This is a genomic window from Rhizobacter sp. P2_H2, assembly GCF_056403375.1.
In genome coordinates this window covers 1-1,028 of the sequence record NZ_JBFUFP010001482.1, presented here as the reverse complement: position 1 = coordinate 1,028, position 1,028 = coordinate 1, and the positions used below count along the sequence as shown (strand labels likewise).

General features: G+C 66.5%; 3 protein-coding genes. All 3 read left to right on the top strand.

The window, feature by feature from the left end; translation table 11 throughout:
* On the top strand, positions 1-150 hold a 150-nt coding region (locus AC1D15_RS34100; RefSeq protein WP_477829559.1), incomplete at its 5' end, for a peptide-methionine (R)-S-oxide reductase.
* Between the two features lie 36 nt (positions 151-186).
* A complete protein-coding gene (locus AC1D15_RS34095) occupies positions 187-870 on the top strand; it encodes a septation protein A (RefSeq protein WP_477829557.1) in 684 nt (227 codons plus the stop codon).
* A gap of 2 nt (positions 871-872) precedes the next feature.
* Positions 873-1,028: BolA family protein (locus tag AC1D15_RS34090; protein ID WP_477829558.1), on the top strand; the 156-nt coding region annotated here is incomplete at its 3' end.

The window sequence follows — 1,028 nt, the reverse complement described above, 5'->3', positions numbered from 1 at the left end:
GTCGACCGCAGCCACGGCATGGTGCGCGTCGAGGTGCGCTGCAACAACTGCGGCTCCCACCTGGGCCACGTCTTCGAGGACGGCCCGGAGCCGACCGGCGAGCGCTTCTGCATCAATTCCGCGGCGATAGACTTCGCCCCCAAGCCGTAACTCCGGCCGCCACTTCGTCCCCGTCGACGCTCCCTGATGACCCTGCTGCTCGATTTCCTGCCGCTGCTGCTGTTCTTCGGCACCTTCAAGTTCGCCGATGCCAACAAGGACGCCGCGGCGGCCTTCGCGAGCGAGCATTTCGGTTTCCTGGTCTCGGGCGGCAGCGTCGGCCCCAGCGAGGCCGCGGTGCTGCTGGCCACGCTGGTGGTGATCGCCGCCACCTTGCTGCAGGTGCTCACGCTGAAGCTGATGCGCCGCAAGGTGCACACGATGCTGTGGGTCACGCTGGCCCTGGTGGTGGTGCTGGGCGGCGCGACCATCTGGTTCCACAACGCCACCTTCATCATGTGGAAGCCCAGCGTGCTGTACTGGGTGATGGGCTTCGCGTTCTGGTTCAGCCAGAGCGTGCTCGGCAAGAACATCCCGCAGAAGCTGATGGGCGAGCAGCTGGTGCTGCCGGCCGCCATCTGGCAGCGGCTCAATTTCGCATGGGTCGCCTTCTTCGGGCTGATGGGCCTGTTGAATCTCTACGTGGCCTACAGCTACACGCAATCGACCTGGGCCACCTTCAAGGTGTTCGGCGCGACCGGGTTGATGCTGGCGTYCGTGCTGGGCCAGGGCGTCTACCTGAGCCGTCACCTGCCCGATGACGACAAGGCTGTGCCGCCGGCCGATCCGGCCCCGGAGCCGACGAAGGAACCGACCCAGGAGAGGGGTTGAGCATGTCCGTCAGTTCGCACGAGATCGAGGCCGCGCTGCGCGAAGCGCTGCAGCCGGAAAGCCTCGCGATCACCGACGACAGCCACCTGCATGCCGGCCATGCCGGTGCGCGCGAGGGGCGGCATTTCAGCGTGCAGGTGGTGAGCGCGCAGTTCAAC